The sequence below is a fragment of the Hymenobacter ruricola genome, assembly GCF_015694525.1.
In the GTDB taxonomy this organism is placed as follows: Bacteria; Bacteroidota; Bacteroidia; order Cytophagales; family Hymenobacteraceae; genus Hymenobacter; species Hymenobacter ruricola.
The window spans coordinates 26,027-51,347 of the sequence record NZ_JADQDM010000008.1 but is presented as its reverse complement, the minus strand read 5'-3'; the positions used below and the strand labels follow the sequence as shown (position 1 = coordinate 51,347).

The 25,321-nt window shown below is 64.7% G+C and carries 25 protein-coding genes; 11 read left to right on the top strand and 14 right to left on the bottom strand.

Translation table 11 applies throughout. The features are described from left to right. The first annotated feature begins 217 nt into the window (after positions 1–217). Positions 218–3,088, top strand: a complete 2,871-nt coding sequence (locus I2H31_RS15850; RefSeq protein ID WP_196294025.1) for a hypothetical protein — start codon at positions 218–220, stop codon at positions 3,086–3,088. 33 nt (positions 3,089–3,121) lie between these two features. Here the strand turns inward: I2H31_RS15850 and kbl are convergent, their stop codons facing one another. Beyond that, positions 3,122–4,369 carry a glycine C-acetyltransferase gene (kbl, locus tag I2H31_RS15845; RefSeq protein WP_196294024.1) on the bottom strand — a complete coding sequence of 416 codons (1,248 nt, stop codon included), beginning with the start codon at positions 4,367–4,369 and terminating at the stop codon, positions 3,122–3,124. Between the two features lie 92 nt (positions 4,370–4,461). After that, positions 4,462–4,944 (bottom strand): hypothetical protein, encoded by a 483-nt coding sequence (locus tag I2H31_RS15840; protein ID WP_196294023.1) that lies wholly within the window; start codon positions 4,942–4,944, stop codon positions 4,462–4,464. Between the two features lie 142 nt (positions 4,945–5,086). Between I2H31_RS15840 and I2H31_RS15835 the strand changes: the two genes are divergently transcribed. Further along, positions 5,087–5,449 (top strand): hypothetical protein, encoded by a 363-nt coding sequence (locus I2H31_RS15835; RefSeq protein ID WP_196294022.1) that lies wholly within the window; start codon positions 5,087–5,089, stop codon positions 5,447–5,449. A 77-nt stretch (positions 5,450–5,526) separates the two neighbouring features. On the opposite strand, the gene I2H31_RS15830 is transcribed toward I2H31_RS15835, so the two are convergent. The 3 genes from I2H31_RS15830 to I2H31_RS15820 form a co-directional block, all read right to left on the bottom strand. Further along, complete coding sequence (locus I2H31_RS15830) at positions 5,527–6,177, bottom strand: hypothetical protein (protein ID WP_196294021.1); 651 nt, start codon at positions 6,175–6,177, stop codon at positions 5,527–5,529. Positions 6,178–6,238: 61 nt separating this feature from the next. Further along, positions 6,239–7,327 carry a patatin-like phospholipase family protein gene (locus I2H31_RS15825; RefSeq protein ID WP_196294020.1) on the bottom strand — a complete coding sequence of 363 codons (1,089 nt, stop codon included), beginning with the start codon at positions 7,325–7,327 and terminating at the stop codon, positions 6,239–6,241. A 42-nt stretch (positions 7,328–7,369) separates the two neighbouring features. Further along, positions 7,370–7,807: a BLUF domain-containing protein gene (locus I2H31_RS15820; protein WP_196294019.1), complete on the bottom strand. Its 438-nt coding sequence runs from the start codon at positions 7,805–7,807 to the stop codon at positions 7,370–7,372. A 132-nt stretch (positions 7,808–7,939) separates the two neighbouring features. Between I2H31_RS15820 and I2H31_RS15815 the strand changes: the two genes are divergently transcribed. Further along, positions 7,940–8,917: an NAD-dependent epimerase/dehydratase family protein gene (locus I2H31_RS15815; RefSeq protein WP_196294018.1), complete on the top strand. Its 978-nt coding sequence runs from the start codon at positions 7,940–7,942 to the stop codon at positions 8,915–8,917. Between the two features lie 149 nt (positions 8,918–9,066). Here the strand turns inward: I2H31_RS15815 and I2H31_RS15810 are convergent, their stop codons facing one another. The 5 genes from I2H31_RS15810 to I2H31_RS15790 all read right to left on the bottom strand — a co-directional run bounded on the left by I2H31_RS15810 (position 9,067) and on the right by I2H31_RS15790 (position 15,324). After that, positions 9,067–9,837 (bottom strand): DUF475 domain-containing protein, encoded by a 771-nt coding sequence (locus I2H31_RS15810; RefSeq protein ID WP_230687859.1) that lies wholly within the window; start codon positions 9,835–9,837, stop codon positions 9,067–9,069. Between the two features lie 120 nt (positions 9,838–9,957). Then, positions 9,958–10,866 carry an alpha/beta fold hydrolase gene (locus tag I2H31_RS15805; protein ID WP_196294017.1) on the bottom strand — a complete coding sequence of 303 codons (909 nt, stop codon included), beginning with the start codon at positions 10,864–10,866 and terminating at the stop codon, positions 9,958–9,960. Between the two features lie 30 nt (positions 10,867–10,896). Continuing rightward, a complete protein-coding gene (locus I2H31_RS15800) occupies positions 10,897–12,531 on the bottom strand; it encodes a T9SS type A sorting domain-containing protein (protein ID WP_196294016.1) in 1,635 nt (544 codons plus the stop codon). A gap of 52 nt (positions 12,532–12,583) precedes the next feature. Continuing rightward, the gene (locus I2H31_RS15795; protein WP_196294015.1) at positions 12,584–14,329 is read right to left on the bottom strand and encodes a hypothetical protein; all 1,746 of its coding nucleotides are present in this window, start codon (positions 14,327–14,329) and stop codon (positions 12,584–12,586) included. 284 nt (positions 14,330–14,613) lie between these two features. Beyond that, positions 14,614–15,324 (bottom strand): hypothetical protein, encoded by a 711-nt coding sequence (locus tag I2H31_RS15790; protein ID WP_196294014.1) that lies wholly within the window; start codon positions 15,322–15,324, stop codon positions 14,614–14,616. A gap of 272 nt (positions 15,325–15,596) precedes the next feature. Here I2H31_RS15790 and I2H31_RS15785 point away from each other — a divergent pair, with 272 nt between their 5' ends. From I2H31_RS15785 to I2H31_RS15775, 3 genes are all read left to right on the top strand, one after another. After that, positions 15,597–16,343: a DUF3891 family protein gene (locus I2H31_RS15785; RefSeq protein ID WP_196294013.1), complete on the top strand. Its 747-nt coding sequence runs from the start codon at positions 15,597–15,599 to the stop codon at positions 16,341–16,343. A 191-nt stretch (positions 16,344–16,534) separates the two neighbouring features. Next, positions 16,535–17,506, top strand: a complete 972-nt coding sequence (locus I2H31_RS15780; protein ID WP_196294012.1) for a YihY/virulence factor BrkB family protein — start codon at positions 16,535–16,537, stop codon at positions 17,504–17,506. A 72-nt stretch (positions 17,507–17,578) separates the two neighbouring features. Then, positions 17,579–18,589: a hypothetical protein gene (locus I2H31_RS15775; RefSeq protein WP_196294011.1), complete on the top strand. Its 1,011-nt coding sequence runs from the start codon at positions 17,579–17,581 to the stop codon at positions 18,587–18,589. Between the two features lie 82 nt (positions 18,590–18,671). Here the strand turns inward: I2H31_RS15775 and rlmN are convergent, their stop codons facing one another. Continuing rightward, positions 18,672–19,751, bottom strand: a complete 1,080-nt coding sequence (gene rlmN / locus I2H31_RS15770; protein ID WP_196294010.1) for a 23S rRNA (adenine(2503)-C(2))-methyltransferase RlmN — start codon at positions 19,749–19,751, stop codon at positions 18,672–18,674. 135 nt (positions 19,752–19,886) lie between these two features. Here rlmN and I2H31_RS15765 point away from each other — a divergent pair, with 135 nt between their 5' ends. Further along, positions 19,887–20,120, top strand: a complete 234-nt coding sequence (locus I2H31_RS15765) for a hypothetical protein (RefSeq protein WP_196294009.1) — start codon at positions 19,887–19,889, stop codon at positions 20,118–20,120. A gap of 33 nt (positions 20,121–20,153) precedes the next feature. Continuing rightward, positions 20,154–20,471 carry a type II toxin-antitoxin system PemK/MazF family toxin gene (locus tag I2H31_RS15760; RefSeq protein WP_196294008.1) on the top strand — a complete coding sequence of 106 codons (318 nt, stop codon included), beginning with the start codon at positions 20,154–20,156 and terminating at the stop codon, positions 20,469–20,471. 1 nt (position 20,472) lies between these two features. Here the strand turns inward: I2H31_RS15760 and I2H31_RS15755 are convergent, their stop codons facing one another. Then, positions 20,473–20,898: a thioesterase family protein gene (locus tag I2H31_RS15755; RefSeq protein ID WP_196294007.1), complete on the bottom strand. Its 426-nt coding sequence runs from the start codon at positions 20,896–20,898 to the stop codon at positions 20,473–20,475. A 43-nt stretch (positions 20,899–20,941) separates the two neighbouring features. Here I2H31_RS15755 and mnmD point away from each other — a divergent pair, with 43 nt between their 5' ends. The 3 genes from mnmD (at position 20,942) to I2H31_RS15740 (ending at position 23,697) form a co-directional block, all read left to right on the top strand. Continuing rightward, entirely contained in the window at positions 20,942–21,664 is a 723-nt protein-coding gene (mnmD, locus tag I2H31_RS15750) for a tRNA (5-methylaminomethyl-2-thiouridine)(34)-methyltransferase MnmD (protein ID WP_196294006.1), read from the top strand. Positions 21,665–21,841: 177 nt separating this feature from the next. Then, positions 21,842–23,116: a DUF2157 domain-containing protein gene (locus I2H31_RS15745; RefSeq protein WP_196294005.1), complete on the top strand. Its 1,275-nt coding sequence runs from the start codon at positions 21,842–21,844 to the stop codon at positions 23,114–23,116. Positions 23,117–23,139: 23 nt separating this feature from the next. Next, a complete protein-coding gene (locus I2H31_RS15740; protein ID WP_196294004.1) occupies positions 23,140–23,697 on the top strand; it encodes a GDYXXLXY domain-containing protein in 558 nt (185 codons plus the stop codon). 163 nt (positions 23,698–23,860) lie between these two features. Here I2H31_RS15740 and I2H31_RS15735 read toward each other — a convergent pair whose 3' ends face one another. Together I2H31_RS15735 and I2H31_RS15730 are read right to left on the bottom strand one after the other, a co-directional pair. Next, the gene (locus I2H31_RS15735) at positions 23,861–24,700 is read right to left on the bottom strand and encodes an energy transducer TonB (protein ID WP_196294003.1); all 840 of its coding nucleotides are present in this window, start codon (positions 24,698–24,700) and stop codon (positions 23,861–23,863) included. Then, positions 24,697–25,218 (bottom strand): ExbD/TolR family protein, encoded by a 522-nt coding sequence (locus tag I2H31_RS15730; protein ID WP_196294002.1) that lies wholly within the window; start codon positions 25,216–25,218, stop codon positions 24,697–24,699. Before I2H31_RS15730 ends, I2H31_RS15735 begins: the two co-directional genes overlap by 4 nt. Positions 25,219–25,321: the final 103 nt, after the last annotated feature.

The following is a 25,321-nucleotide window of genomic DNA, read 5'->3' as shown; positions in this document are numbered from 1 at the left end:
TGCGGTGCGGATGGCGCATTCACTGCACGTTTTCTATTCCCGCTCCGATAGTCTGATTCGTGTTGGGACTGGGGCAGGGCAACAAGAAACCAAGCTACTAGAGGCCAGCCAGGGCTTTTTTCAGGTATTGGCCACCAATACGCCGACGGATTCGGGCGTGACCACCGTGGTGAAACTGCGAAAAGCTTATCAGAGAAATCCACTCTTGGCCACGGCCATGGACACAATGTTCAACCGGTGGGCGCGGGGGGTGCAGAATGGTAACCGCATTCGGCTGGCCCTTGAGGCAAAGGATGCGGAAAGCAAGGCGGCTGCCCAAGTGAGGGCCGCGCTGGAACGGGCCGCTGGGTTGGCCCTGCGCCCTGCCACCAACCGCGCCGATTCGGCCAGACGGGCCGCTGGCCTGTTCGGGGCTTACAAAGTGGCGTGTGCCCCCGCCGATACGGCGAAGCAGGCGCCCGAGCTGGTAAGAAGCGTGTTTTTGAGGCTGGCAAAAGAACAGTTGGAACGCGAGGTGCAACATTTCTGGGGTGAAAAGCCCGTGCTGCTGAAGCTGGGCGCCGATAGCCTGCTGCTGTGGAGCCGGTTTGTGGAAAACAAAGCGCTGGCGGCGGTTTTGCGCGACAAGGCGGCTCACGTGGCACAGCCCGACCGTCAGATTTCCTTTGATGTCCAAAATGCGCTGAATGCGCCGGTTTCGTTTTCTACGCCCGGCCTGGGGCTGCCCCCGCCCTCGCCGGTGGCCACGCAAGGCTCCAGCCGTCCGCGGCAGAGCACGGGTTCGCTGCAATCCGACATTGTGGTGGGCACCGCCGACTTCCTGGCCGACCGGCTGAAGCAGGAAGTGAATGCCGCGTTTTTTCAGCACTTCGCGGCCCTGCTGCACGACACCACCTACGTGGAACTGCAGCTGCTGTTTCCAAGCACGGCCCGCCTGCTCACCAGCGGCACGGCCGATTACGGCACGCTGGTGCAAACGCTGCGCGGCACGTTCGAGCACGACCTGCGGGAACTGCTCTTCAGCTACAGCGAAATGCTACGGACCCAAAAGTTTTACCAGCGCCAGTTGCGGGAGGCGTCCACGTCGGGGCAAGTGCTGCGCTATTCTTACGTGGCCACGCGCGCGGTGCATTACCTGGCCCACGGCACGCACCCGGCCGACCTGATTTCCTATCTGCAAAACGACGTGACCACGGCCTTCGCGGCGGAAATCAACGCCAGCAAATATCCCATTCAGGAGGCTTTGCAAGTGTCGAAAGTGTTGTCGGATGCGCTGCTGGATGATGGAAGCCTGACCCGAGCCTGGCAACTGCGCGCGACTCTGACGCCCCTGCTCACCGAGGCCCAAACGCAGCGTTTCTTCACCGGCCTGGTGTGGCAGCGCGTCAGCCGGCTGCCGTTTGTGGCCAGCCTTGGGCCGGTGCCCCTGCCCGCGCACCCTTACTTCAAGCTGATGCACGAACGAGGCGGCGAGAAGTTCCGGGAAGTAGCGCTGGGCTTCGTGAATTTGAGCACCGAACTGGAGCAGCAGGTGCAGCGGCTGAAGGCCCCCACCGACGCGGCCGGCGCCACCTCCCGGCTGCGCGCCGACGATTTTGTGCCGCTTTACCAGACCGTGCAGCAAAGCCTGGATTTCGTGGCCGGCAACATCCTGCCCGTTAGCAGCAAAACCCAGCAGTTTTTGGCCGTGCTGCCCACCCTCAACAAAGTGAGTCGGGCTCTGCTGGAAGGCTACGTGGCCGCTGACCGCGGCGATTACGGCGTCACCATCTCAAACTTTCTGGAAGTGGTGCTGCTCACGCTCTCACCCGTTTCGACGGCGCCCACCGCCGGCACCAAAACCACGGACCCCGCCGAACTCGTGGCACAGCTCTCGGCTACGCAAGCCGCGGATACCCGCCTGCGCAGCCTCCCGCAGATAGTCCGCTACGGGGGCTTCATGGCGGCGCTGGCCCAGGCTAAAAACCCCGACGACGTGCGTGCCGCCCTCGAAGCCGCGGCCCTGCCCGTGGGCAGCTCCAGCGTGAAGCGACGCAGCTTCAGCAGCCTTACCCTCAATGCGTTCGGCGGCGTAACGGGCGGGTTGGAACGCACTTCGGTCCCGGCCGATGCGGCAGCCGTGGTGCCGAGCACCCCGTGGCGGTCCAACGTGGGTTTCAGTGCCCCCATCGGGCTGGCGTTCAGCTGGGGCTGGCGCGGGGCAGCCCAACAAGCCCGCCTGAACGCCCTGCAGCACCCCACCTCGGGGCGGTACGCCAAGCGCCTCGGCCGGGTCGACCAGGCCTACCGCTACTACAACGCCACTGGCCAGGAAAGCTACCTCACGGGCTCGGCGTTCAGCTTGTTCGTGTCGGTGGTCGATTTGGGCGTCCCGGTACTCCTACGCCTCAAAGACTCGCAAACCAGCACCGTGCCGCAGAATGTTGATTTCCGGCACGTATTCGCGCCGGGCGTATTTGCCATCCACGGGTTCCGCAATACGCCCATTTCAGTGTTTGCCGGGGCCCAGTTCACGCCGCAACTGCGGCAGTTGGACACGACTGGGCTGAAAACGGCGGGCTCCGCTCCGTTCTTAAATTCCATGCGCTTCAACGCGGGAGTCACCATCGACATTCCCATTATCACCTTGTTCAACCGCACCGAATCGCGACAGCCAACTCCGGGTGCCCGGCGGGTGGAACGGCAGCAGCGCTACGACCGCCTCGAACTGGTGACGCTGGGCTACCTCATGGCCGTGCCCGACGAGCAGGCGCGCCTCCAGAAATTCATCAGCAGCGTGGAGGCACTAAAGGCGAAAGCCAAGGCGCTGCCCGTGGGCTACGGAGCATTGGGCACGCAGGTAATAACGTACCAGAAACGAGTAAAAGCCGTTCACGACCTACTGGACGAAGCCAGCAAGGCGGCTCAAAAGCAGGACTTTGCCCAAGCGGCTCACAAGCGCATGCAAGCCGAGAAAGCCCTGAACGAAGCTCTTCAGCCCCTAAACGAGGCTGCGGCCAGAATGAGAGGCACTTCCCCCGCCAAAATGAGCACGCCAACGCCGGAGCTGCCTGACATCATCAAAGAATTTGAGCAAGCCCCGAAATAATCGGGGCTTGCTCAAAAACGGCCGCTTTCAGCCTCACGGCGTGTTCGTCACCACCTGCCCGGCGCCGGACTGCGCCGCGCCCGGTTCCTTGAGCGTGCCCAGTTCCTTGCCCACTGCAATGAATGCGGCAATGGCCTTGTCGAGGTGGGCGCGGGTGTGGCCGGCCGAAAGCTGCACCCGGATGCGGGCCTGGCCCTGCGGCACCACCGGGTAGTAGAAACCCACCACGTAGATGCCCTTGTCGAGCATTTTGGCCGCGAATTCCTGGGCCAGCTTGGCGTCGTAGAGCATCACGGGCACGATGGGGTGCTGGCCGGGGCGGATGTCGAAGCCGGCGGCCGTCATCTTCTCGCGGAAGTACTGGGTGTTTTCCTCAAGCTGGTCGCGCAGCTTAGTGCTTTCCGTCAGCAGCTCCAGCACGCGCAGCGAGGCGCCCACGATGGCGGGCGCCAGCGTGTTGGAGAACAAATACGGGCGGCTGCGCTGGCGCAGCATGTCGATGATTTCCTTGCGGCCCGAAGTGAAGCCGCCCATGGCCCCGCCCAGCGCCTTGCCCAGCGTGCCGGTGATGATGTCGATGCGGCCCATCACGCCGCGCATTTCGTGGGTGCCGCGCCCGGTTTTGCCCAAAAAGCCAGAGGAGTGGCACTCGTCCACCATCACCAGGGCCTGGTATTTGTCGGCGAGGTCGCAGATTTTATCGAGCTGCGCGATGGTGCCGTCCATGGAGAACGAGCCGTCCGTCACGATGATGCGGTGGCGCGTGCCCTTGGCCTGGGCGTCCTGGAGCTGCTTTTCCAGGTCGGCCATGTCGTTGTGCTGGTAGCGGTAGCGCTGGGCCTTGCACAGGCGCACGCCGTCGATGATGCTGGCGTGGTTCAGGGCGTCGGAAATAATGGCGTCCTGCTCGTTAAACAGCGGCTCGAACACCCCGCCGTTGGCGTCGAAGGCGGCGGCGTAGAGAATGGTGTCCTCCGTGCCCAGAAACTCGGCCAGCTTGGCTTCCAGCTGCTTGTGAATGTCCTGCGTGCCGCAGATGAAGCGCACCGACGACATGCCGTAGCCGTGCGAGTCGATGGCTTCCTTGGCGGCCTTGATGACCTCGGGGTGCGAGCTCAGGCCCAGGTAGTTGTTGGCGCAGAAGTTCAGCACTTCGCCGGCTTCGTTGGTTTCAATCTCGGCGCCCTGGGGCGAGGTGATGATGCGCTCCTTCTTGAAAAGGCCGGCGTCTTTTATTTCCTGAAGCTGCTGGGTGAGGTCGGGCTGGAGGGTGGCGTACATAGGGTGGGCGGTGGGAAGTGGAAACCGGGAAGCCAAAGATACCGGCGGGCCGGGAGTTGTGGCGCCCGCCGGCAGCGGGGCTTGAGGCGGGCTTACTTAGTGGGCGCCGGCAGGGCGTAGAGCGCTTCCAGGTCGACGAGCCCAAAGGTGAGTTGGCCAAATTGCTTTTCGGTCAGGACCTGGTTGGGCATGTCCGCATTGGGGTCGCGCCGGTCGATGAACGTCTGCCCGAACTTGTGCAGCTGAATGCGGCCCGAGGCCGGCACGTATTTGAAGGTGACGTACTCGTTGATAAAAAACCAGCCGCCGCAGTTTTGCTGCTCAATGGTGAAGAAATTGCCCTTGACCACCACCGTGCGGAACCCGTCGGCGGGGCAGTCGGTGCGGTCTTCGGCCTGCCGAATGAGGCGGTTGTTGCGAGCCACCACGCCGCCTTTCGCGTCGGTGATGACGGCGGCGTGGCCCCGCACGGTCAGGCGCAGGCCGTGGGGCAGGGCAAAGGCGGCCGGCGTTTGCGCGCGGGCGGTGGTCAGCCCGGCAAAGGCCAGCAGGAGCAAGAGGCAGCCGTTTCGCATGGTAACTTAAGGTAAGCCGGAGAAGCGCCGGCAAGTGCGCGCAAAGCTACACGGCACTTTTGGCCGCCCCTCATGCAACCCTGGCGCGGGCTTCTCGTTAGACTAAATAAGTTAGCTTTTATCTCCCAAAAAATTTAGTGTTATGAAAATCGCAGTTGACAAAGGCCAGGAAAAAGGCTTCCTGCCCGACGGCCGCCACACGGTCGAAATCACCGGCATCGAAGAAGGCGTGAGCGAGCACCAGAACGTGCCGTTTTTCGCCGCGCACATGGAAAACGAAGACGGATTTGTGACGCAGCGCTTCTACAATTCCGAAGCCGGCCACCCCATCATTCTCCAATTGTACTCGGCCGTGGGCATCAAGCCCGAAGCCGGCAAAGACCTCGACACCAAGCAACTGGTCGGCAAGCGCCTGTCGGTGGAAGTGGGCGACCATTCCTACGCCGACCCGGCCACCGGCAACGAGCGCAACATTCGCCAAGCTACGGGCTTCCGCACGGCGTAGTCAGATTTTGGCCGCGGTATGAAACGAAGGGGTGCAACGGCTTTAAGCCGTTGCACCCTTATTGTTTTAGTTGGCTGTTAGCTGGAAAAAGGGCTGAAAAACTTTTTGAACTTAGAATCCGTGGGCAACCATGCAAATCGTTGGTTGATGACTTCGGCTTTGACGGCTGGCAACACGGATAGCCAGTCAATTGCATCGCACAGCAACGAAGTCACCCGCAGTTCACGGGCATTCGTGAGGTAAAGAATTGCATAGCTATAGTCAGCACTCGCAGCCCGGGTTGCAGCGGGAGTACAACGAACAAATCGTTCGATTTCCGACACTGAAAAAGTGAAGTTGATTTCCCGATTGGTATAGGTTATTTCTCTTCTCGCCCGGTCGAAGCGAAGGAAAGCCCGGCCATCCCATTGCCAGTATGCCCACCACAAGCAAATAGCCGGAAAACAACGCCAAGCCACCAGCAAAAGCAACGTGTCTGCAATAAAAGTAAGTGGGTTGACTCCTGACTTGACCGCCGTGAAACCCGCTCCTACAAGCAACGCCAACCCGTAAAAAGTCTGCAACAACGTCCACCAGAAGCTCATGTCGCGCCAAGGTCTGTATACAAACCGAACGACTGGCTGGGCGAGCTTTTGATTGCGGAAATATTCACCGGTGCTCAGCAGCAGTGGCAGCACCACAACCAGCAGCAACAAAGCAGCAGTGCCTGCTCCTGTTTTTAAACTCATGAACGAAAGGAATCACTTTTCATGAGGGTGTTATCGTCGTCGCCGGCGCGTTGTTACACAATTATCTTCCTTCTTGCCGCGCCAGAAACGCCCGCACGCCCCTGCGTCCGCTGTCCATCAGCTGCTGCTTCTGCGCATCGGTCACGCGCTTGATTTTGGGGCTGAAGTTCAGGAAGTCGATGCTTACGGTGCGCACCCGGTCGGCGGGCTGCACGGGGTTGAGGTTTTCGAGGGCCACGGTGTAGAGCGCGGCCATGTAGGAGTTGAAATCCTGAATGTCGTAGGGCGCCAGCTGCTGACGGCCGGTGGGCGCCGCATCCAACGGAATCTGCTCGGCGCGGTCGAGGCGCAGGCCCAGGGTTTCGGAGTTGAAGACGTGGCCGCGCGCGTCGGGCGGCCCGGTGAAGCCGGCGGGCAGGTAGCGCGGGTAGTCGAACAAATCGATGGGATAGTTGGCCAGCAGGCCGCCGTCCACCAGCACCTGCACGGGCTGGCCGGGGGCGGGGTTGCCCGTCACCACGTTGCCATGGGCATCGAGCAGCACGGCCCGGAAATACAGCGGAATGCTCATGCTGATGCGCACGGCGTCGGCCACGCGCATGGCGGGGTTGGTTTCGTAGCTGAACACCTGCACGCGCTGCTGGGTGAGGTTGGTGCCGGTGGTGTAGAGGTCGCGGTAGCGGCCGGGCTCTTTTTGCGCCAGCTCGTGCAGTTCGGCCAGCGTGAGGTTGGGCCGCTGGGTTTTGCGGGCCACTAGCTCGCCGAAGTAGCGGGCAAACTCGTCGCCCCGGTACCAGCCGTACTGCGTGATGAGCCGGTGCGTGCCCCCGAAAAAGATGAACCGGCCGTCGTTGAGCCGTTGCACGGGCGTGGCGTTCACCACGTCGATGATTTCCTGCGCCGAATACCCCACGGCCAGCAGCGCCGCCTGAACGGCTCCGGCCGAGGTGCCGCCTACCCGCCGGATGCCCGCCAGCACCCCGCGCTGCTCCAGCTCCTGCAGCGCCCCGCCGTAGGCAATGCCCCGGATGCCGCCGCCCTCCATCACCAAGTTGCGGTAGGGCGGGGCGGGGGCCGTTTGGGCGCGGGCGGCCGGGCGGCCCAGCAGCGCGCTCAGCCCCAATACCAGGAAAAGCAGTCGGTTACTCATCGGGCCGAAGATACCGCCGGGCCCCGGCTGCGAGGCTGCCGCCTACGATTCGGCGGCGCGGTCCTGGGCGAAGCTGCGCAGCAACTGGCTCACTTCCTTGCACGGGCCGGCCGTGAGGCCGATGTCGGCGGGCAGGGGCACGCAACCGGCCACTTTTTCAATGAAAGCAGCTTCGACGAACTTGTAGGCCAGGGGCGCGAGCGGAAACGAGCGGGCCTCGATGGGCCCGTAGCTGAGCGTGCGCACGTCGTAGTGCCGCGGGTCGTCGTTGATGCGGGCGTACAAGTCGCTGAGGGCGGATTCAGGGCCTTCCAGCAGCTGCAAAAACTGCCCTTTGGCGAAGAGCAGCAGGCCGGTGATGCGGGCTTGCTGATTGTAGAGGCGGGCCTTGCGCAGCAGCGACGTCAGGGTGACTTCGTGCACGGCGCGGGAGGCCTGGCTGCGGTAAATCAGCGAGTAGAGGGGTGTGGGTTCGGGCATGGAAAGAACCGCCCCGGGGGAGGGGCACGGGCAACGTGGAAGATGCTACTACGTAGCCCGCCACGGTTGGGCTACGGCAAGGCCGGTATCTTTGCGCCCATTCCGGCTTCCCACCCCACTTATTCTCCCCATATGACCCCCACTTCCGGCGACCCCGCTACTACTGTTTTACCCGGCTCCGTGCTGGTCATTGGCGCCTGCGGCCAGCTGGGCCTGGAGCTGGTGGCGGCCCTGCGCCAGCGCTACGCCCCCCACTGCGTGGTGGCCGCCGACGTGCGCCCCCCCAAGAACCCCGAACTGCTGGCCGACGGCCCCTTCGAGCTGCTCGACGTGCTCGACCGCACCCGCCTTGACAAGCTCATTCGCCAGTACCGGCCCAAACAGATTTACCACCTCGCGGCTCTGCTCTCGGCCACGGCCGAGAAAAACCCGCTTTTCGGCTGGCAGCTGAACATGGACGGCCTGCTCATCGTGCTCGAAGCGGCCGTGGCCCACGGCGTGGCCCAAGTGTACTGGCCCAGCTCCATTGCCGTGTTCGGGCCCGACACGCCGCGCGAGCACACGCCGCAGGTCACCATCATGAACCCCAACACGGTGTACGGCATCAGCAAGCTGGCCGGCGAGCAGTGGTGCGAGTGGTACCACCGCAAGCACGGCCTGGACGTGCGCAGCCTGCGCTACCCCGGCCTCATCGGCTACAAGAGCCTGCCCGGCGGCGGCACCACCGACTACGCCGTGGACATCTACCACAAGGCCGTGGCCGGCTCAACCTACGAGTGCTTCCTCGAAGAAAACACGTATTTGCCCATGATGTACATGCCCGACGCCCTCAAGGCCACGCTGGACCTCATGCACGCCCCGGCCGAGCAAATCAAGGTGCGCACCAGCTACAACCTGGGCGCCATGAGCTTCTCGCCGGCCGAAATCACGGCCAGCATCCAGCAGCACCTGCCCGGCTTTGAAGTCACTTACAAGCCCGACGGCCGCCAGCAGATTGCCAACTCCTGGCCCGCCAGCATCGACGACTCCAAGGCCCGGCAGGACTGGGGCTGGCAGCCCGATTTTGACCTGGACAAGATGACGGCCGACATGCTGGAGCATTTGAGTTAAGAAGTGGCGGTTAAGGGCGCCTGTCATCCTGAGCGCAGCGAAGAACCTTCTCACGGCTAAACGATTAAGCAGTAATCATGTAAATACTGCAAGCTGTTCTACCGTGAGAAGGTTCTTCGCTGCGCTCAGAATGACAGGCGCCCCAATGCTTAACCCTTGGCTCCCCCCGGCCGCCGGGGCACGTTGAACAGCAGCGACGTGGCCCATGGCACCAGGAAGCAGGCCACCGTGAGCACGGTGAGGGCCACGTCGGCGGCTTCGCTTTCCAGGGCCTCGCTCACGGGGTGGCCGGGCAGGAAATGGCTCAGCAGCGACAGCAACAGCTTGAGCCCCAGCAGGGCGATGACCACGAAGGCGGCCGTTTCCAGAAACGGGTACTTGCCCATGAGCAGCACGAAGGCCTGCGCCACCAGCCGCATGGCCAGAATGCCGATGAACACGCCCGCGCAAATCAGAATCAGGTTGTCGGTGAAGGCCACCACGGCAAACACGTTGTCGATGGAAAAGGCCAAATCCATCAGCTCAATCAGGGCCACGGTGGCCCAGAACTTGCCGAACAAGCCGAGCGTGTTGCGATAAAACCAGCTTTTTTCCTTGACGATGACCTCCTCGTCGGGCGCGGGGCGGGCCTTGAAATGGCCGTACACCAGATACAGCAGGTAGAGCCCGCCCAGGGGTTTCAGAAACCAGAACTGGATGAGAAACGACGCAAACAAGATGCACAGCCCCCGGAAAATATACGCCCCAAAAATGCCGTAGCGCAGGGCTTTCTGGCGCTGTTCGCGGGGCAGGTCGCCCACCATGGTGGCCAGCACGGCGGCGTTGTCCACCGACAGCAGGCTTTCGATGATGACCAGATTGCCCACAATGGCCGCGGAAGCCATGGGGTTGTCAATGATTTGCTGGAGGTAGGGGTTCAAGGGCAAAGGCTGAATGTAGCGCCAACACGGTAGCTGGCGCGTTCCCGCGCCGTTGGCAGCGGTTCATAGGCCAAAGAACGTTAAACGGGCAATTAGTTCTGCCGGTGCGGGCCGCGCGCGCTATAAAGGCGGCACCAGGGCCGGCAGCAGCCCGCTCATTTCTTCCAGAATGGCCGGCCAGTTTTCCAGATACAGCATGTGGCCCTGCTGCGGCAGCAGCTGCACCGTGGCCCGGGGCAGCCGCCCGGCCACGTAAGGAATGTTGCCGGGCGCCCACACGCCGTCATCGGCGCCGTGCCAGAGGCGCACGGGCGCGTGCACGTCCTCAATGCGGAAGCCGGGCCGGCGGCACCAGGCTTGGGCATCGTCGTACACGCCGCGGCCGTGGTTGGCGAATCCCTGCACGGCGGCATCGCGCAGCAGGGCCCGGTAGCGGGCCGTGACGCGGGCTTCTTCTGCGCGCATGAGGCGAATAAACCAGTCGATGGCGGCATCGGGCCGGCGCGCCCACTGCCGGCTCAACCACAGGAAGGTGGTGCGGTTGGCCCACGGGAAGGCCGTCTGGCCCCAGCGCAGCAGTTTCCAGGTGCGGGAGAGGCGGCGGTAGGCGGCGGGCTCGCCCAGCGGCAGGCAGGTGCTGAGCAACTGCACCGCCGCCACCCGCGCCGGGTGCCGCGCCGCCAGCGCCAGCGCGTGCACGCCGCCCACGGACCAGCCCATCACGCCCACCGGCCCCGGAATGTCGAGCGCATCGAGCGCCGCCGCCACGTCATCGGCAAACGACGAAAACGTGAGCGGCCGATACACGCTGGACTGCCCCACGCCGGGCCGGTCGAAGGCCACAATCTGCAGCTGCCGGCGGGCCAGCAGGGCCGGCTCATCGGGCAGCTCCAGGCCGGAAGAGCCGAAGCCGTGGTGGAACACTACTGGCCGGTGCGCGGGGTTGCCGTAGCGCGTCAGGCCCAGGCGGCGGCCGTCGGGCAGGCGCAGGGCGAGGGGCGTGGGACGGCCGGCGGTGAACTCAGGCATGGCCGGGATACGGCGGGCGGGGCGGGTGGTTTATTCCACCACCAGCTTGCCGGTGGCCGCGCCGCAGCGCACAAAGTAGAGGCCGGGCGCCAGGGCCTGCACGTCGAGGGCGACCGAAGTGGCGCGAGCGGGCAGCAGCTGGCGGCGCACTTCGCGGCCCAGGTTGTCCAGCACCAGCACAGGGCGCGGGGCGGCCGTGGCTTCGGGCCAGCTCAGGCGCACCTGGGTAGCGGCGGGGTTGGGGGCGAGGGTGAAGACTTCGGCCGGGGCGGCGGCGCGGGCGGCCGTGACCAGGCCCGTGAGGTGGGCCACGTACGCCACCTGAATGCTGGGGCCACTGCCCGGCAGCGTGGTGCTGCCGAAGCGCGTGGCATTGCCCATGAAATAGCCCGAAACGGTGGCTTCGGAGCCATTCGTGGTCAGGGCGTAGGCGTAATCTTCCTCAGAGCCGCCGCCCTGCACGGCTTGCATCCACTGCCCGGCAGGGTTTAGGCGAGCCACGAAGACGTCGTTGCCCCCGGCGCTGGCCAGGCTGGTGGCGCCAAACGCGGTGCTGCCCCGAAACACGCCGGCCACGGTGGCCGTCCCCGCCGCGTCCACGGCCAGGGCCAGCGCTACGTCGTTGTTGGTGCCGCCGGCCCGCACGGCCTGCGTCCACTGCAAGGTGGGGCTGAGCCGGGCCACAAATACGTCGGGGCCGCCCGCGCTGGTTAGGGCAGTGGCCCCGAAAGCGGCACTGCCATTGAAATACCCCGCCAGCACGACATTGCCCGCCGCGTCAAGGCGCAGGGCCATGCCAAAGTCGTTGTCGGCGCCGCCGGCCCGCACGGCCTGCGTCCACTGCAGGGAGGGGTTGAGCCGGGCCACAAAGGCGTCGGGGCCGCCCGCACTGGTCAGGATGGTGGCCCCGAAATCGGCCGTGTTGAGGAAGTAGCCCGCCACGAAAGCGTTGCCGCCGGCATCCACGGCCAGGCCGTAGCAGTAGTCGCTGCTGCCGCCGCCCGCCCGCGCCGCCTGGCTCCAGGTGCCGCCCGGGGTGAGGCGGGCCACAAACACGTCGGACCCGCCCGCGCTGCTGAGCGGCAGCGAGCCGAACCCGGCGCTGCCTTCAAAATTGCCCGCAATCAGCAAATCGCTCGGGCCGCCGGGGGCCGCGCCGTAGGCGGCATCGGCCCCCGCGCCGCCGGCCCGCACGGCCTGCGTCCACTGGCCGCCCGTGCCCAGCCGGGCCACGAAGGCATCGGCCCCGCCCGCGCTGGTCAGGGCCAGCCCGCCAAAGCTGGCCGTGCCCGCAAACTCGCCCACCACCGCCACCGCGCCGCTGGCTTCGACCAGCAGGCCGTGGGGAAAATCGTTGCCCGCGCCCCCGGCCCGCGCCGCCTGGGTCCATTGCCCGGCCGCATCGAGGCGGGCCACGAAAATGTCGGCGTTGCCGGCGCTCACCAGCGTGGTGGCCCCCAGCGTGAGGGTGCCGTAAAAATTGCCGGTCACGACGGTGTTGCCGGCGGCATCGGTGGCCAGGGCCGTGGCATACGACTCGCTGGCCGAGCTACCGGCCAGCCCTTTGCTGGCCCATTGCCAGGTGGGCTGCGTCCAGGCCGGGGCGGCCCCGAGCAGCAACAGCAGAATCAACAGCGCCCGCAGGCGAAGGGTAAAAAGAGGCATAGGAAATGAAAGGGGAGAGGCGTAACGATATTGCTGTCGGGATGCGGGCGGTTTACTCCACCACGAGCCGGCCGGTGGCCGCGCCGCAGCGCACGAGGTAGAGGCCCGGGGCCAGTCCCTGCACCTCCAGCGTGGCCGCGGTGGCGCGGGCGGGCAACTCCTGGCGGCGCACTTCGCGGCCCAGGTTATCGAGCACGAGCACGGGGCGCGCGGTGGCGGCCGCTTCGGGCCAGGTCAGGCGCACGTTCGCGGTGGCGGGGTTGGGGGAGAGGGTAAACACCTCGGCCGGCGTGGCGGCCCGGGCGGCCGTGACCAGGCCCGCCAGCCGGGCCACAAATGGGGTGGTGTAGGGCCCCGCGTGGGTGAGGGTGAACGGGCCGAAAGTGGCGGTACCCGTGTAGTCGCCGCTGATGGTGGCGGTTCCGTCTGGGCTCAGGGCCAGCAAAAAGATGTCGTCGTCGAGCGGGCCGCCCACGGGCGCGGCTTGCAGCCACTGGCCCGCCGCGCTGAGCCGGCCCACGAACCCGTCGGACCCGCCGGTGCTGCTGATGGTGAGGCCGCCAAAGTCGGCCGTGCCTCCACTCGAAACCGGGCTGATGTCGATGCCAAAAATCCCGGCCACCACCACGTTGCCGGCTCCGTCCAGGGCCAGGTCGGTGAGGGCATCTATGTTCGGCCCTCCGGCCCGCACGGCCTGGGTCCAAGTGCCGGCGGCGTCGAGGCGCGCCACCACTGCATCGAGCTGCCCGGCGCTGGTGAGCGACAGGCTGCCAAAGGACGCGACGGTGCCGCCGGTGGCTGCGCCCCCGATGTAGCCGCCCACCACCGCGTTGCCGGCCCCGTCCACGGCCAGAGCTAGGGCGCTGTCGATGTCCGGCCCGCCGGCCCGCACGGCCTGCACCCATTGCCCGGCCGGGTTCAAGCGAGCCACAAAAATGTCGTCGCTGGCGGCCACCGCGCTGGCCAGGGGAGGGGTGGGGCCGAAACGGAACGTGCGATTAAAACTTCCCGCCACCACCAGGTTGCCCGCGGCGTCCACCGCGGCGGCTTTGGGGTAAGCGGACCCAATGGCGTTGGCGCCGGCCGCCTGCACGGCCTGCACCCATTGCCCGGCCGGAGTGAGCCGGGCCACGAACAGGTCGTACCCGTTGGCGGGGTTGACGAGCGTGCTGCTGCCGACCACCAGCGTGCCGGTGAACTGGCCCACCACAACGGCGTTGCCGGCCGCGTCGAGCACCAGCGGCCCGGGCGCTACGTACCCCGTCCCCGCGCTGGTCAGGCTCCGCGCCTGCGTCCAGACCCCCGCCGCGCTGAGCCGGGCCACGAACAAGTTGTAGTTTCCGGTTCCGGTGAGGGTGATGGCCCCGAAGGTGGCGGTGCCCGCGCCCGGCGTAGTGGAAGAACTGCCGAAGTTGCCCGAAATGGTCACGTTGCCGGCGGCGTCCACCACGGCGTTGCCCACTTCCAGCCCGTCCGAGGCGGTGGCCTTCACGGCTTGCAGCCATTGCCCGCCGGGGCTCAGGCGCGCCACGAAGACGTCGTTGTCATAGTCCACAGAGTTCCGCCGGGACACCAAAGTGGTGGTGCCGAGCGTGAGGCTGCCCTCAAAGTTGCCGACCACCACCGTGTTGCCGGCGCCATCCACGGCCGTGGCAACGACGCGGTAAGCGTCGTCCGGCCCGCCCGGCGTGACGCCCTGGGTGGCCCACTGCCAGGTGGGCTGGGCCCATGCCGGCCCGGCCCCGAGCAGCACCAACAGAAACAAGAGCGCCCGCAGGCGAGGGGTAAAAATATTCATAGACAGCGTTTTTATGCAAAGGTAACCCCCGGCCCGTTGCCTTGCGAGAGCTCTCGCAGGCCCTCCGGTCCAGTCCGGAGCCCTTCCGAGAGCTCTCTAAAGCATCCCGGCCGAGCCGGGAGGCCTTGCGAGAGCTCTCTAAACCGGTCCGGACCAGCCCGGAGCGCCTGCGAGAGCTCTCTAAAGCACCCCGGCGGAGTCGGGAGGGCTCGCGAGAGCTCTCTAAAAGGCTCCGGATTGGTCCGGACCGGTTTAGAGAGTAATTTTTACCGGTTCAGTGCAATTCAACCGGCCGGATGAGGGGCGGCGGGCAGGCTGGGCAGGTTGTCGTCGGTAGCCGCGCCGGTGGTATTGGGGAAGGGAAAGTAGGCGTAGGCCCGTTCGGGGTGTTCAAAGTGCGTGTGCAGCAGGCCGGCGTAGGCGCGGTAGAGGCCGGTGCACACGTTTAGCTCCTCGGCGTCGACGGCGGCGCTGCCCTCCCGGTGGTCGGCGTGGTCGGTGGTGCGGCCGGTGAGGGCTTCTTCCAGCTTCTTGTATTCGGCGGCCGCCTGGGCCGGGGGCACCTTGGTTTGGGCGCCGTAGGTGGTGCTGATGCGGTCGAGGTAGTACTTGGCGCGGCCCAGAACATTGCTTTGGTCGGCATGATAGAGCGCGTCCATGCCGCCGGGGAAGATGTCGATGCGCTCGGCCTGGGCGCGGTCCGGGAAGGCCGGAAACACCTTGGCGGTGTTGGTGAGCTTGGCCCAGGCCAGGAAGTTTTTCACGGCCGTGCGCAGCGTGGCGGCCGTGGCCGACTGGCCCTGCGGCCCGCGCTGCTCGTGGGCGGCGCGCAGCTTTTCCACCAGGGACTGGAGGTAGGCCATGTCCTCGGCGTGGGCCTGGGCGTCGCGCTCCAGGTTGAGGAGCACCGTGGTGGCAAAAGCCAGAAACTCGTCGTCGCTCAGGGCGGCGCACAGGGCCACGAAGAAATTCTGAAAGTAGGTTTTGTGGGTCATGCGTAGGGGTAAAAAGGTTGAAAAAAAGAGACTTAGCGGCAGGCAAGGTAAGGAAATAATGTGGGTTGGGGAGATGAGGAGAAAGGGTTGCTCCGGCCCGTCATGCCGAGCGCAGCGAAGCATCTTTACCGAGGAAGTAAGTTGATTTACTACTGCGGTAAAGATGCTTCGCTAGCGCTCTGCATGACGTTCTGTTCGTATTCATTATTCCCGCTCCCTTTCCTTCTTCCCTGCTCCCCTATTCCTTATCCCTTTTTCCTTACACCCCGCCCATGATAGTCAACTCCACGCCCGCCGGCTGGCAAATCATCTACCAGCAGGCCCACGCCCTGCTGGCCGCGCAGCTGGCCTGGCACTGGCCGCCCACCCTGCTGCCGCCCGACCGCTGGGTGGGCCTGCTAGCCGCCATTGCCCAGCACGACGACGAACAAGAAGCCTGGCGCGGCCGCGGCGGCCACCACGGCCTCACGGCCGCCGGCGCCCCGGCCAACTTCACCCAAAAGGCCTTTTCCTTGGAGCAGGCCGCCGGGGTGCTGGCCGCCGCCCGCTTCCAGGGGCGCTGGCGCAGCCTGCTCACCAGCCTGCACCTGAGCTGCCTCTACGAGGGCCTGCGGGGCCAGTCCGAAGAAATCACCTCCTTTCTCGACTACCTCAAGGCCCGGCAGCAGGAGTGGCGCCGCGGCCTCAAGCTCACCAAGGCCGAAGCCCAGCAGGCCTACGACCTGCTGCACTGGTGCGACCGCCTGTCGCTCATCCTCTGCCGCCACGAAATCCCGGAAATGGGCCGCGCCGTCGAAATCCACCACGGCCCCGACGGCCGCCGCTACGACTTGCGCCAGCCCCAGGGCCCCGGCGGTCCGGTGCTGGTGGAGCCCTGGCCCTTCGCCCAGCCCGAAATCGAAGTGAGCGTGGAAGCCAGCGTGCTCACGCAACTGCAGTTCCGCGACGATGCCGAGCTGGCCGCCGCCCTGCGGGCCGCCCCCATCGAAACGCTGCGCTGGACGCTGGCGAAGGGGTGAGTGTGGATGATGGTGGAGGGAAAAGAACGTCATGCAGAGCGCAGCGAAGCATCTTTACCTCGGAAGTAATTATTTACTCTCGCGGTAAAGATGCTTCGCTGCGCTCTGCATGACGTTCAGGAACGCCAAGCCAGCCAACGCCCCGCCGTACTAGCCGTACTACAAGCCGCGCAACCCACACCTTTCCCCACATGGCTTCCCACTACAAATTCTCCGACGTCATCGCCGTGCTCAAGTCCTCGGCTTCGGAGTTCAGCAACAACAACTCGTTTCGGCACGCGGCGGCGCTGTCGTACTACACCATCTTTTCGTTGCCGCCGCTGCTGCTCATCGTCATCACGGTGGCCAGCGCGGCGTTTGGGGGCGAGGCGCTCACGGGCCAGATTTACGGGCAGCTGAAGGGGCTGGTCGGGGCCGATTCGGCCAAGTTCCTGCAGGACAGCATCGCCAAGTTCACGGTGCAGCAGCGTGGGCCCATTGCCACCACCATCGGGGTGGCCACGCTCATTTTCGCGGCCACCACCTTCTTCGTCACCCTGCAGGAAAGCATCAACGACATCTGGAACCTAAAGGTGAAAACCGCCGGCATCGGCATCGGGGCCTTCATCAAGCAGCGGTTTCTCTCGTTTGGGCTCATTTTGAGCGTGGCCCTGCTACTGCTCATTTCCTTCGTGGTGAGCGCCGTGCTGAGCACCTTCACCGACTGGCTGCAGCGGCAGATTCCGGAAGTGGGCGTCATCGTCATCCACGTCGTCGACGTGGTGCTGTCGCTGGGCATCACCACGCTGCTCTTCGCCCTCATCTACCGTTTCCTGCCCGACGCCGTCATCCGGTGGCGCGACGTGGGCATCGGGGCCTTCATCACGGCCCTGCTCTTCGTCATTGGCAAGTACCTCATTGCTTTTTACATCGCCAAATCGAACCCCGGCTCGGCGTTTGGGGCGGCGGGCTCGGCCATTGTGCTGCTGCTGTGGGTCAACTACTCCTCGCTCATCATCTTCTTCGGGGCCGAGTTTACCCAGGAGTTTGCCGACGCCTTCGGCCAAAAGGTGCAGCCCAAAGCCCACGCCGTGCGCGTGCGCCTGGAGGAAATTGCACCCGGCGAAACCGACGAGGAAAAGGCCACCGGCCGCCCCCGCTCCACCGGCAGCTGGAAATCGTAGGGAGCGCGCCGGGCCGTGCAACCAGTTGCGGGCCGCCGTGCATCTTTGCGGCACCACCACTTCCTGTCGGCCATGCTGAGGTTCCCCGCTTGCGTTACGCTTTGCCTGCTGGCCGCCCCCTGGGCCGCGCTGCGCGCCCAAACCCCGGTGCCCGGCCCGGTGGCGCTGCCCTCGGCGCCCAGCGCGCCGGCCGGAGTACCCGCCGCTCCTGCCCCCGCCGCCCCGGCCCCGAGCTCCGGCACCGACGAAATCATCGGCCGCACCTACAGCGTGGAGCTGAAAGCGGGCACCGCCTTCGTGGGCGAGCTGCGCAGCGCCGGCCCCGAGGAACTCACGTTTGAAACCAAAGACCTGGGCTTGGTGCGCGTGCCGCGCGCCAACCTCAGCCGGCTGGCGCTGCTCTCGGCCGAGCAGGCCCGCCTCGGCTACGACGACGTGGGCAACGGCAACCGCCTGTTTTTTGCCCCCACGGCCCGCAACCTGCGCAAGGGCGAAGGCTACGTGCAAAACCTGGAGCTCTTCCTGCTGAGCGCGAACTACGGCGTGACCGACAACATTTCCATCGGCCTGATGGGCAGCATTATTCCCGAAGCCGGCGACGTCAATTTCATTGGCTTCACGCCCAAGGTGAGCTTCCCGGTGAGCGAAAACTTCCGGGTGGGAGCGGGCGGGCTGCTGCTCTTCAACCGCACCGGCGCCTTTGGCCTCACCTACGCCAACGCCACCTACGGCAGTGCCGACAACAACCTGACCCTGGGCGTGGGCTACGCCTACGATGGCTCCGCGGGGTTTTACGAAACGCCGGTGTTCGAACTCGGCGGGGCCACCCGCATCAGCCGCCGCGTGTCGCTGATGAACGAAACCTATTTCATTCGCAGCTCCGATGCCTACGGAACCGCCACCGGCGTCTTCGGCATTGCTGGGGCGCGCTACGCCGCCCAGCGCATCGGCGGCGGCTTGGGCCTGGCCTACGTCTACGGCAACTACGAGGACAACGGCAACGGCACCTTCCGCTTCGGCTATAACGACGGTACCGCGTTTCCCTTCGCCGAGCTCACGGTGCGCTTCGGCAAAATCAAGTAGCGCCTCAGCTGCGCAAAAAGGCCCGCCTGCTAGTCAGCAGGCGGGCCTTTTTTATTTAGAGTTTAGAGCGAAGTGGCCTGGGCTACGCCGCCTCGGCCTTTTCCTTCACCGCCAGCTGCCCGCAGGCGGCGTCGATGTCCTTGCCGCGCGAGCGGCGGATGTTGGTTTGCACGCCGCGGTCGGCCAAGAACTTGTGGAAGGCGGTGATTTTGTCGTCGGCCGCGTTCTGATAGCTCGCGTTGTCGATGGGGTTGTACTCAATCAGGTTCACCTTGCAGGGCAGCCATTTGCTGATTTTCAGCAGTTCGGCGGCGTCGTCCAGCCCGTCGTTGAAGCCGTCGAACACGATGTATTCGTAGGTGACTTTGCGGCCGGTTTTCTGGTGGTAGTACTGCAGGGCTTCCTTGAGCGCGGCCAGGGAGTTGGCCTCGTTGATGGGCATGATTTCGTTGCGCTTCCCGTCGGTGGGCGCGTGCAGCGAGAGGGCCAGGTTGGCCTTCACGTCGTCGTCGGCCAGCTTCTTAATCATCTTGGCAATGCCGGCCGTGCTGATGGTGATGCGGCGCGGGGCCATGTTCAGGCCGTCGGGCGCGGTGATGCGGCGCACGCTTTCCACCACGTTGGCGTAGTTGAGCAGCGGCTCGCCCATGCCCATGTACACGATGTTGGTGAGCGGCGTGCCGTACTGGGCCTCGCACTGCTCCCGGATGCGCACCACCTGGTCGTAAATCTCGGCCGCGTCGAGGTTGCGCTTGCGGTCCATGTAGCCCGTGGCGCAGAACTTACACGTCAGCGAGCAGCCCACTTGTGAGCTGATGCAGGCTGTCATGCGCGTGTCGTGCGGGATGAGCACGCCTTCCACCACGTTGCCGTCGTAGAGCTTGAAGGCCGATTTGATGGTGCCGTCGTTGCTGAGCTGCTTGTTCTGCACCGTCACGCCGTTGATGACGAAGTGGTTGGCCAGCAGCTCGCGCGTGGCCACCGAGATGTTGTTCATCTCCTCAAACGAGGAAGCGGTGTTTTTCCAGAGCCATTCCAGCACTTGCTTGGCGCGGAAAGGCTTCTCGCCGTGCTCCACCATAAAGGCCTTGAGCTCGTCGGGCGAGGTTTTGCGGATATCACGCTTTTTAATGACGGGGGCGAGGGGCAGTTCCAGCAGCATAGCACAAAGATACAAGCCGACAGGGCGTTGGGTTCCCGTTAGCGCTTAGCGCAGTTGTTGCCTCCTGCTTCACGATAAAAACGAACTTTTCGCCGACACCGCGGTATTTTGCAGAAGGAATTTCAATTGAGTCCCATGCGTAACGAAACATTGATTGCTGAAACTGGCCGCTTCTTGGCTTCGCTGTCCGAAGCTCAGGCTCAATCTGTGCGCGATTTCGCGGCCTTCTTGGCTCAGCAAACATGGGACAATTTGCCGATAGTGGCCGCCGAACTGGATGCTGACGAAACCGAAGCGGATTTTGCTGCCGATATGCGAATCATTCAGCAGCAAAGCCGGGCATACGACTTTCTAAACGAGGAAAAGTAACGGGCCCGGTATTTTCTGCGTCAGTGGGAGCATATGAAAAAGGGTGACATTCTTCAGGTACAGTTTCCGTTCACCAATCAACAAGGCTCCAAGCGGCGGCCGGCACTGGTTTTGGCTGTGGAGGCTCCGGATGTGACGGTAGCATTCATCATTGGCAATCTGGGCTTAGCTCAGCCTTATGATGTGGTGCTACAACCCACTGCGCTCAATCGGTTAGGCAAACCTTCATTGGTCCGGGTGCTAAAAATAGCCATGCTTGACCGCAGTCAGTTGCATGGTCGGGTCGGAGAACTAACTGACGCAGAACTTCAACAGGTAAACCAAGGCTTGCGGAAAGGATTTCAACTTTAGGCTACCCCACCCGCGCCGCCAGGTCCGGCGGCAGCAGGCGCAGCTTGCGCACGTTGTAGTCGAAGCAGAGCATGCCGGTTTTGGCGCGGGCTATTTCTTTGCCGGCCTGGTTGTGCACGTGGTACACCACGTCGAAGCCGTACTTGCTGGCGTCGGCGGCGGCCATGCGGAAGTGCAGCACGTCGCCGTGGAAGGCCTCGCCCTTGTACTCCACGGCCACGTCGACCATGATGAGGCCGAGCTTGCTCACGGGGTCGTAGTCGTTTTCCAGGCCCAGGGAGCGCAGAAACTGCACCCGCGCCTCGTGTAGCAGGCTCAGCAGCGCATCGTTGCCGAGGTGGCCGCCGTAGTTGAGGTCGGTGATGCGCACCGGAATTTCGGTGGCAAAGGGGAAGGCATCGGGCAGGGATACTTTTACGCGGGCCATGTGGGCAATGAGTGAATAGGTGAATCAGCGAATGAATCGGCAAATGGAAACCAATGACCAGCAGGCACCGGAAGCGCCAAAGGTAGAAGTGCGGCGCACGGCCGACGGCTCGGCCACGCTCTACGTGCCGGCGCTCGACGAGCATTACCACTCGCGGCACGGCGCGCGGCAGGAGTCGGAGCACGTGTTCATCGAGGCGGGGCTGCTGCCCCTGCTCGAAGCCGGCCTGGGCGGGCCCTGCGCCCGGCCGCTGCACCTGCTCGAAGTGGGCCTTGGCACCGGCCTCAACGCCCTGCTCACCCTGGGCCGCGTCCAAACCGCCGGCGCCGCTGTGGCCTACGACGCCCTCGAAACCGTGCCGCTGCCGCCCGAGGTAGTAGCCGAACTGGCCGCAAAATGGGCCACCGAAGCGCCCGAAACCGTGGCGCTGCTGCACCGGCTGCACGCCGCCCCTTGGACCGAAACGCACCCGCTGGCGCCCCATTTTTTCCTCAGCAAGCTGCCCGAGGCGCTGGAGCAGGCGGCTTTGCCCGCCGCGTACTACGACCTGATTTACTTCGACGCCTTCGCCCCCGAAAAGCAGCCCGAGCTGTGGACGGAAGCCATTTTTGCCAAGCTCTGCGCGGCCGCTGCCCCCGGCGCGGTGCTGGTGAGCTACTGCGCCCAGGGCCAGTTTCGGCGCAACCTGCGGGCCGCTGGCTGGCGCACCGAAAAGCTCCCCGGCCCGCCCGGCAAGCGCGAAATGACGCGGGCGCGGAAGGAATAGGGTAGGGAGGGTTGGGATTAGGAGGGAAAAGAGTTGGACGTCATGCCGAGCGTCAGCGAAGCATCTTTACCGCAGAAGTAAATAATTACTATTGCAGTAAAGATGCTTCGCTGACGCTCGGCATGACGTTCTTTGAACCCGCACCTCATCCCTTCATACCTTCCTGTCCTAAAAACCTTGTCCCGTAAATTTCTCGAAACCGAAAGCCCCGGCTGGGTCACCGACGGCCTCATCAGCGAAGCGCAGCGGCAACAGCTGCTGGCCCGCTACCCGGCCGAAGTGCCGGCCGTGGGCCTGCTGCCGCTGCTGGGCAGCGTGCTGGTGGGCCTGAGCGCCCTGAGCGTGGTGGCCGCCAACTGGCAGGGCCTGCCTGCCGTGCTGCGGCTGGCGCTGCTGCTGGGCAGCCTGCTGGGGGCCTACGGGGCGGGCACGTATTTCCTGCGGCGCGGCAATGCCGATTTGGGCCACGGCCTCATCGGGCTGGGGCTGCTGGTGTTTGGGGCCGCCATCATTCTCGTCAGCCAGCTCTACCAACTGGTGGGGTACGATGTGAGCGGGCTGCTGGCCTGGGTGGTGGCCGGCGTGGCCCTGAGCTACGTGTACGGCTCGCGGCTGCTGGTGCTGCTGACGGTGGTGATTGGGGCGGGCGTGCAAACGTATTGCGTGCAGGCGCTGGGCAGCTTCAGCTACGCCACGGCGGTGCTGGTGGCCGCGGGTCTGGGCTACTACTGGTGGCGCCGGCCCGAGGTGGTGAGCAGCACGGTGCTGTCCACCGGCCTGCTGTGGCAGGCGGGCTTGCTGGTGCTGGCGCTGCACGCCAAAATCACCTGGTTTTTTGTGCCGGCCATGGCCATTTACGCGGCCGGCGACTGGCAGGCGCGCGGCAACGGCGCCCGCGCCCTGCAGGGCCCGCCGCTGGTGGCGGCTTACTTGTTCATGTTCGGGCTGGCCACCTTTGGCGAAACCGATGCCTACGCCGACGTGCTGCGGCCGCCGCTGCTGCCGTATCTGGGGGCGCTGGGGGCGGTGTTTGCGCTGTCGGTGGCCGGCAAGCGGGCGCTCGGACGCCTCAACACGCTGCTGGACTGGCTGCTGCTGCTGCCGGGGTTCTACCTGCCGGGCGGGCTGCCGCTGGCGGTGGCCACGCTGGTGGTGCTGTACGCGCACGCCGGCTCGGTGCTGGCCCGGGCCCACCGCAACCAGGACTCCGACCAACTGACGGTGGGCGCGGTGCTGTTTGTGGCCGCCACGGCCGTGGCCTATTTCAAGCTGACCTGGGCGTTTCTGGACAAGTCCTTGTTCTTCCTGCTGGGCGGCGTGCTGCTGCTGAGCCTGAGCTGGTACCTGCGCCGCCGCAACGCCCAAACCCTGGCCGCTGCCCCGCCCGCGCCGCCCGTCGCCACGCCCGATGACGCCGCTCCAGAGCCCCCGGCCTCAACTCATAATTCATAATTTACAATTCATACTTAACCGAAATGGCCGACCTGCTGACCTGGGCTTCTGACCCCGCCCGTCGCCGGCCCTTGCTGCGCCTGCTGGTGGCCGCCCAGGTGCTCTACGTGCTGGGCGTGGCCGGCGCGGGCTACGCCACCACGGCGCTGGGCCAGCACATCGTGCTGGCCACCACGCCCGTCGACCCGCGCGACTTGCTCTACGGCGATTTTGTGCGCCTGCGCTACACCATCAGCGAAGCGCCCCTGCGCCAGTGGCACGGCGAGGCGCCACCGAAGCGCCGGCAGGGCGTGTTCCTGCTCCTGGCGCCCGGCCCCGACAGCCTCGCCACCGCCGTGGGCGTGTACCCCAATTCCCCCAAAGCCGGCCCCAACCAAGTGGTGCTGCGCGCCTGGGTCACGGACGTATACCGGCACTCGCTGGCCCTGCGCTTCAACCTGGAGCGCTACTACGTGCCCGAAGCCAGCGGCCTGCGCCTCGAAAAAGCTGGCCGGTTGCACCCCTTGCGCGTGCACGTCAGCATCGCGCCGTGGGGGCAGGCCCGCATTGCGCGGGTGGAAGAGGTAATGGTGAGGAAATAACTGGCTTTCCTGACAAAGGAAAAAAGCAAAACGTCAGGTCGAGCTTGTCGAGACATCTCGCATGCAGTAGTAACTCCTGATGATTGGATTACTACCACACGCGAGATGTCTCGACAAGCTCGACCTGACGTTTTGCTTTCCGGCAGACTAGGTATTGGCGCCGCTACTGAATTTTAAACGTGATGGGCACGGTAAACGACACGCTTACCTCGCGGCCGTTTTGCTTGCCGGGGATGAACTTAGGCAGGGTCTTCACCGCCCGAATCGTTTCCTCGTCCAGGCCGGAACCCAGGCCCTTTACCACTTTCACGTCCGAAACTTCGCCCAGGGTATTCACCGTGAAGCTCACGAAAATGCGGCCTTCAACTTGGTTGCGGAGGGCCAGCGACGGGTACTTGGTGGCTTTCTGGATGGCGGCTACGATGGCGGCGTTGCCGCCCCCGCCGGGCAGTTGGGGCATTTGCTCCACGTAGGTGTACACGGTGGGGGCCACCACGTCGCGGGTCACAGTTTCGTCGGTGCCGGGCCGCAGGTCCTCAAGGTTGTCGGTGTTGCCCGCGTTGGGGTCGCCCTCAATGGTGCGCACGCCGGGCGGGGTGTCGCGCAGGTCGTCCTGGTTGGGCACGTCGCTTTCGGCGGGCGCTTTTTTGTCGTCCACCACCACCGGCACAATGTCTTTTATGGTGGGCTGTTGCGGGGGCGCACTCGGCGGCGTGGCCGCGGGCGGCGGCGGGGGCGTCAGCACCTCGGGGGCCAGCGGCGGGGCCATCAGGATGTTGCCCTCGTCAATGACCCGGGGCGCTACGGGCATTTTGTCCTTCAGCCACTGCGCGGCAAGCGGAAACACCAGCAGCAGCGCAAAAACGGCCGTGGCAATGACCAGTGCCCGCGTCACGTGGCGCTGGTAGAGGGCGCGCAGCTGGTAGGCGCCGTAAGTGCGGTTGCGACCATCGAACACGATGTCGTCGAGGCTGGCCGTGGCCAGCTGGGCATTGGTCATCATAAGGTGGAAGTTTTAAGGAGGGTGAGGTCGTCGGGGGTGATTTTTACCAGCGCGTACTTTTTCTGGTTCGTGATGCTCATCTCGTCGAGAATGTCCACCATGTCCTGGTATTTGGAATCTTCGCTGGGCTTGATGAGCACCACCAGGCCGGGCGATTCCTGCCGTTTTTCCAGCAGCACTTTCCGGATGCCAGTGGCGGCAAACGTGGTGGTGCGCAGATGGGCTGGGCGCACGGTCTTGTCGTACGGCGCGTTCAGGCCGAAGAAATAATGCACTTGGTGGCCCTTGCCAAGGATGACGGTCAAGGCTTGCTTCATGGGCACGGAGGTCTCGCCTTTCACCGGCATCGTCAGTTCCAGGTTGAAGGGCTTGGCGAAGGTGGTGGTGAGCATGAAAAAGGTGAGCAGCAGAAACGCCAGGTCCACCATCGGCGTCATGTCAATGCGGGTCGACATCTTCTTGGCTCGTCGCTTGCCGGCTTTGTTCGGCCCGGCAGCCTGCGGTTGGATTTCGGCCATGGTTCTATCCGTTTGAAGTGAAAGATTACCCGGCCAACGCAAAGCGCTATTCCCTTATTGCGAGACTTTTATGCGTAAAATATAAATTTTTAAACGCATACCA

Coding starts and splice junctions, on each gene's coding strand:
- I2H31_RS15850 (WP_196294025.1), top strand. CDS start 218: ATGGACACAATGTTCAACCGGTGGGCGCGGGGGGTGCAGAATGGTAAC.
- kbl (WP_196294024.1), bottom strand. CDS start 4,369: ATGTACGCCACCCTCCAGCCCGACCTCACCCAGCAGCTTCAGGAAATA.
- I2H31_RS15840 (WP_196294023.1), bottom strand. CDS start 4,944: ATGCGAAACGGCTGCCTCTTGCTCCTGCTGGCCTTTGCCGGGCTGACC.
- I2H31_RS15835 (WP_196294022.1), top strand. CDS start 5,087: ATGAAAATCGCAGTTGACAAAGGCCAGGAAAAAGGCTTCCTGCCCGAC.
- I2H31_RS15830 (WP_196294021.1), bottom strand. CDS start 6,177: ATGAGTTTAAAAACAGGAGCAGGCACTGCTGCTTTGTTGCTGCTGGTT.
- I2H31_RS15825 (WP_196294020.1), bottom strand. CDS start 7,327: ATGAGTAACCGACTGCTTTTCCTGGTATTGGGGCTGAGCGCGCTGCTG.
- I2H31_RS15820 (WP_196294019.1), bottom strand. CDS start 7,807: ATGCCCGAACCCACACCCCTCTACTCGCTGATTTACCGCAGCCAGGCC.
- I2H31_RS15815 (WP_196294018.1), top strand. CDS start 7,940: ATGACCCCCACTTCCGGCGACCCCGCTACTACTGTTTTACCCGGCTCC.
- I2H31_RS15805 (WP_196294017.1), bottom strand. CDS start 10,866: ATGCCTGAGTTCACCGCCGGCCGTCCCACGCCCCTCGCCCTGCGCCTG.
- I2H31_RS15800 (WP_196294016.1), bottom strand. CDS start 12,531: ATGCCTCTTTTTACCCTTCGCCTGCGGGCGCTGTTGATTCTGCTGTTG.
- I2H31_RS15795 (WP_196294015.1), bottom strand. CDS start 14,329: ATGAATATTTTTACCCCTCGCCTGCGGGCGCTCTTGTTTCTGTTGGTG.
- I2H31_RS15790 (WP_196294014.1), bottom strand. CDS start 15,324: ATGACCCACAAAACCTACTTTCAGAATTTCTTCGTGGCCCTGTGCGCC.
- I2H31_RS15785 (WP_196294013.1), top strand. CDS start 15,597: ATGATAGTCAACTCCACGCCCGCCGGCTGGCAAATCATCTACCAGCAG.
- I2H31_RS15780 (WP_196294012.1), top strand. CDS start 16,535: ATGGCTTCCCACTACAAATTCTCCGACGTCATCGCCGTGCTCAAGTCC.
- I2H31_RS15775 (WP_196294011.1), top strand. CDS start 17,579: ATGCTGAGGTTCCCCGCTTGCGTTACGCTTTGCCTGCTGGCCGCCCCC.
- rlmN (WP_196294010.1), bottom strand. CDS start 19,751: ATGCTGCTGGAACTGCCCCTCGCCCCCGTCATTAAAAAGCGTGATATC.
- I2H31_RS15765 (WP_196294009.1), top strand. CDS start 19,887: ATGCGTAACGAAACATTGATTGCTGAAACTGGCCGCTTCTTGGCTTCG.
- I2H31_RS15760 (WP_196294008.1), top strand. CDS start 20,154: ATGAAAAAGGGTGACATTCTTCAGGTACAGTTTCCGTTCACCAATCAA.
- I2H31_RS15755 (WP_196294007.1), bottom strand. CDS start 20,898: ATGGCCCGCGTAAAAGTATCCCTGCCCGATGCCTTCCCCTTTGCCACC.
- mnmD (WP_196294006.1), top strand. CDS start 20,942: ATGGAAACCAATGACCAGCAGGCACCGGAAGCGCCAAAGGTAGAAGTG.
- I2H31_RS15740 (WP_196294004.1), top strand. CDS start 23,140: ATGGCCGACCTGCTGACCTGGGCTTCTGACCCCGCCCGTCGCCGGCCC.
- I2H31_RS15735 (WP_196294003.1), bottom strand. CDS start 24,700: ATGATGACCAATGCCCAGCTGGCCACGGCCAGCCTCGACGACATCGTG.
- I2H31_RS15730 (WP_196294002.1), bottom strand. CDS start 25,218: ATGGCCGAAATCCAACCGCAGGCTGCCGGGCCGAACAAAGCCGGCAAG.